Consider the following 3,834-nt stretch of genomic DNA (forward strand, 5'->3'; position numbering starts at 1 on the left):
CAAACCTTGGGCCCCCGCCGATGCGCCTCCACACCCCCATTCGTGCCTGCGGCACCACGTGCCTACTTCTGATTCGTGCCTGCGGCACGAATCGCCCCCTGACTCAGGGGGGAACGATATCCGGCTGCGCGCGGATATCTCCCAAGGTTTGCTGCGCAAACCTCGGGCCCCACCGTTGCGCTGCCACACCCCCATTCGCGCCTGCGGCGCGAATCGCCCCCTGACTCAGGGGGCTGGATCACGAGGCAGACGAGCGCTCTTCGTAGGAGCGGCGTAAGCCGCGATGGGCGTTCATGGGATGGCCCTGGGGATCGCGGCCTAAACAGTGCCCACGCCACCGGCCTGCATTGCCTTGACCTCGCGCCGCGGCGGCGCGCCGAACAGGCGCCGGTACTCGCGGCTGAACTGCGACGGGCTCTCGTAGCCGACCCGGTGCGCGGCGACGGCCGCTTCCATGCCCTCACTGAACATCAGTCGCCGCGCCTCGTGCAGGCGCAGCTGCTTCTGGAACTGCAGCGGCGACATCGCGGTCACCGCCTTGAACTGGTGATGCAGCGAAGACGGGCTCATGTGCATCGCCTCCGCCAACGAGTCCACGCGCAGGGTCCGGTCGTAATTCGAGCGGATCCAGTCGATCGCACGGGCGACGCGATGGGTGCGGCCGTCGTGCACGGCCAGATGCCGCAGCTGGTGACCCAACCCGCCCATCAGCACCCGGTACTGGATCTCGCGGCTGGCCGCCGGCGCCAGCACCGGCAGGTCGCGCGGGGTGTCGAGCAGGCACACCAGCCTCAGCAGGGCGTCCAGCAACTCGCCCGACATCGACGCCACGCACATGCCCAGCTCGCCGTCGCGGCTTTCGTCGCCGCCGTCCTGCCCCAGCTCCAGCATCAGCCGGGCCACCTCCTCGGTGTCGATCGCCAGCCGCAGGCACAGATAGGGCTGCTCCGGGCTGGCCTCCAGGATCTGCCCGACCGCCGGCAGGGTCACCGACACGACCAGATAGTTGAGCGGGTCGTAGTGGAACACCCGGTCGCCGATCAGGGTGCGCTTGCTGCCCTGCACGACCACGCACAGGCTCGGTTCGTACACCGACGGCAGGCCCTGGTTCGGAGCGCTGGCGCGGATCAGGGTCAGCGGCGCCCAGGCGCTGGGGTGGACACCGTCGGCCGGCACCAATCGGGCAACCCGCTCCGCCAGCTCCTGCTGACGCGGGTCGTCGACGGCGCGCGCCTCGCGCGGATGATCAGTATGCAATTGCATGATTTTCATGGCAGTTCCAAGTGTGGCCCAGCATACGCCGCCCGCGCGGGCAAAACCGCGGCCCGCCACGCGCCATGCAGGATCGGGCAAGAATCCTGCGATAACCGTCTACCGGCTCCGGTGCCGCCGAACCTAGGCTGTCCGCACCCCCACCACTGGAGCGATGCGATGACCACTCCCCTTCCCCGCCCCGTCCCCCGCCGCCGCCTCGGCGCCGCGCTGGAGGTGTCCGCGATCGGTCTGGGCTGCATGGGCATGTCCGACTTCTACGGACCGTCCGACGAGCAGACCAACCTCGCTGTGCTCGACCACGCCCTCGACATCGGCGTCGACTTCCTCGATACCGCCGACATGTACGGCGTCGGCCGCAACGAGATCCTGCTGTCGAAGGTACTGGCGCGGCGCCGCGACGAGATCGTACTGGCGACCAAGTTCGGCAATGTGCGTGCGCCCGACGGCAGCTTCCTCGGCATCGACGGTTCGCCCGGGTACGTCGCCGCCGCCTGCGATGCCAGCCTGAAACGGCTCGGCGTCGACCACATCGACCTGTACTACCAGCACCGGGTCGATCCGAAGGTGCCGATCGAGGACACCGTCGGCGCGATGGCGCGCCTGGTGGAGGCCGGCAAGGTGCGCCATCTGGGCCTGTCCGAGGCTTCAGGAGAAACCGTACGGCGCGCCGCCGCGGTGCATCCGATCGCCGCGCTGCAGAGCGAGTACTCGCTGTGGACGCGCGATGTCGAACACGACGCCCTGCCGGTCTGCCGCGAGCTGGGCATCGGCTTCGTGCCCTACAGTCCGCTCGGCCGCGGCTTCCTGACCGGTGCGATCGATTCCACCGCCACCTTGTCCGACAACGACTGGCGACGGCAGAACCCGCGCTTCCAGGACGGCAACATCGACGTCAACCGCGCCCTGGTCGAAGCGGTGACCGCACTGGCCCAGGCACGTGGCTGCACGCCGGCGCAACTGGCGCTGGCCTGGCTGCTGCACCGCGGCCCGGACATCGTGCCGATCCCCGGCACCCGCAAGATCGGCCGCCTGGACGAGAACGCGGCGGCCACCGCGCTGACGCTGGATGCCGATGCGCTGGCCAGGCTGGATGAAGTGCTCGCCAGCCACGAAGTCGCCGGCACCCGCTATCCGGAGGCCTTCATGCAGACCGTCAACGCCTGAACGGCGACACCGCGCGGGCGTCGCACCGGGCTCCGGTCGGCACCCGCGCACCCCACCCACCCCTTCCCAATCGCGGCGCGCCTCGCCCGGCGACGGACGGCGCGCGCCTGTCCGCAGGAGTTCCCATGTCCACCCCCTCCATACCCCAATCGCCTCTTCACCAGGACCCGGTCCACGGCAAGGTCGTCGCGATCACCGGCGCCAGCAGCGGCATCGGCGAAGCCACCGCCCTGCACCTGGCCGCGCACGGTGCCCGCCTGTTGCTCGGCGCCCGTCGCCGCGAACGCCTCGATGCCCTGGTCGCGCGCATCCGCGAACAGGGTGGCGAAGCCGTCGCGCAGACCGTCGACGTGACCCGGCGCGATCAGGTCGAGGCCTTCGTCGGCGCCGCGGTCGCGCATTTCGGCCGTCTCGACGTGATGGTCGGCAATGCCGGCGTGATGCCGTTGTCCCCGCTCGATGCCGGCCGCGTCGACGAGTGGGACCGTATGATCGACGTCAACATCAAGGGCGTGCTGTACGGCATCGCCGCCGCGCTGCCGGTGATGCGTTCGCAGCGCTCCGGCCACTTCGTCAATCTGTCCTCGGTGGCCGGCCAGGTGGTGTTCCCCGGCGGCGCGGTCTATTGCGGCACCAAGTTCGCGGTCAACGCGATCTCCGAAGGCCTGCGCCAGGAGGCCGGGGCCGACATCCGGGTGACCACGATCGCCCCGGGCGCGACCGCGTCGGAACTGTTCGACAGCATCACCGACGCCACGACCCGCGAGCATCTGGACGCGACGCTCCCCGAGCCGATTCCGGCCGCGGCCATCGCCCGCGCGATCGCCTTCGCGATCGGGCAACCGGCCGACGTCGACGTCAACCAGATCGTGGTGCGGCCGACCGCGCAACTGCTGTAACCGGCGGCGCAATCCCCCGGCGGCGGTGCCTGGACTCCGCTGCCGCCTCACGCCCCCGACGGGCACCGGCCCCGGTCAGCGCGGGGCCCAACAACAGGAGATCCGATCAGATGCTCGAACGAAAGACCTATCCCGACCTTCCGCCGCCGGCGGGCCCCTATGTGCATGCGGTCCGATCCGGCGGTCACCTGTTCGTCTCCGGGCTGACCGCGTTCGGCTCCCCGGCCGAGAACGGCTCGACCGTCGAACAACTGGACCACGTGTATTCGCAACTGGCCAGGATCGCGGAGAACGAAGGCATCGGCCTGGCGGAACTGGTCAAGGTCACCGTCCTTGTCACCGACTGCGACGACCTCGAGGGCATTCGCCGGACCCTGGAGAAGCACTACGGGGGCCACTATCCCGCCAGTTCGCTGATCCGGGTCGCGGGCCTGTTCGCCCCCGCCCTCAAGGTGGAGGTCGAGGCGGTGATGGCGGTCGCCGAATAGGCCCAGGA

Annotated in this window: 4 protein-coding genes; 3 read left to right on the top strand and 1 reads right to left on the bottom strand. The window is 69.8% G+C overall.

Translation table 11 applies throughout. The annotated features are described in order from the left end of the window. Positions 1-318: 318 nt before the first annotated feature. Entirely contained in the window at positions 319-1,272 is a 954-nt protein-coding gene (locus tag FKV24_RS00320; protein WP_249040852.1) for an AraC family transcriptional regulator, read from the bottom strand. A 159-nt stretch (positions 1,273-1,431) separates the two neighbouring features. Between FKV24_RS00320 and FKV24_RS00325 the strand changes: the two genes are divergently transcribed. From FKV24_RS00325 to FKV24_RS00335, 3 genes are all read left to right on the top strand, one after another. Beyond that, complete coding sequence (locus tag FKV24_RS00325; RefSeq protein WP_141480756.1) at positions 1,432-2,439, top strand: aldo/keto reductase; 1,008 nt, start codon at positions 1,432-1,434, stop codon at positions 2,437-2,439. 125 nt (positions 2,440-2,564) lie between these two features. Beyond that, entirely contained in the window at positions 2,565-3,338 is a 774-nt protein-coding gene (locus tag FKV24_RS00330) for an SDR family oxidoreductase (protein ID WP_141480757.1), read from the top strand. A 110-nt stretch (positions 3,339-3,448) separates the two neighbouring features. Further along, positions 3,449-3,826, top strand: a complete 378-nt coding sequence (locus FKV24_RS00335) for a RidA family protein (RefSeq protein WP_111266582.1) — start codon at positions 3,449-3,451, stop codon at positions 3,824-3,826. Positions 3,827-3,834: the final 8 nt, after the last annotated feature.

This window comes from Marilutibacter maris (assembly GCF_006546735.2).
In the GTDB taxonomy this organism is placed as follows: domain Bacteria; phylum Pseudomonadota; class Gammaproteobacteria; order Xanthomonadales; family Xanthomonadaceae; genus Marilutibacter; species Marilutibacter maris.

What these genes read in the sequence shown, in the direction of transcription:
- FKV24_RS00320 (WP_249040852.1), bottom strand. Translation starts at nt 1,272, where the DNA reads ATGAAAATCATGCAATTGCATACTGATCATCCGCGCGAGGCGCGCGCC.
- FKV24_RS00325 (WP_141480756.1), top strand. Translation starts at nt 1,432, where the DNA reads ATGACCACTCCCCTTCCCCGCCCCGTCCCCCGCCGCCGCCTCGGCGCC.
- FKV24_RS00330 (WP_141480757.1), top strand. Translation starts at nt 2,565, where the DNA reads ATGTCCACCCCCTCCATACCCCAATCGCCTCTTCACCAGGACCCGGTC.
- FKV24_RS00335 (WP_111266582.1), top strand. Translation starts at nt 3,449, where the DNA reads ATGCTCGAACGAAAGACCTATCCCGACCTTCCGCCGCCGGCGGGCCCC.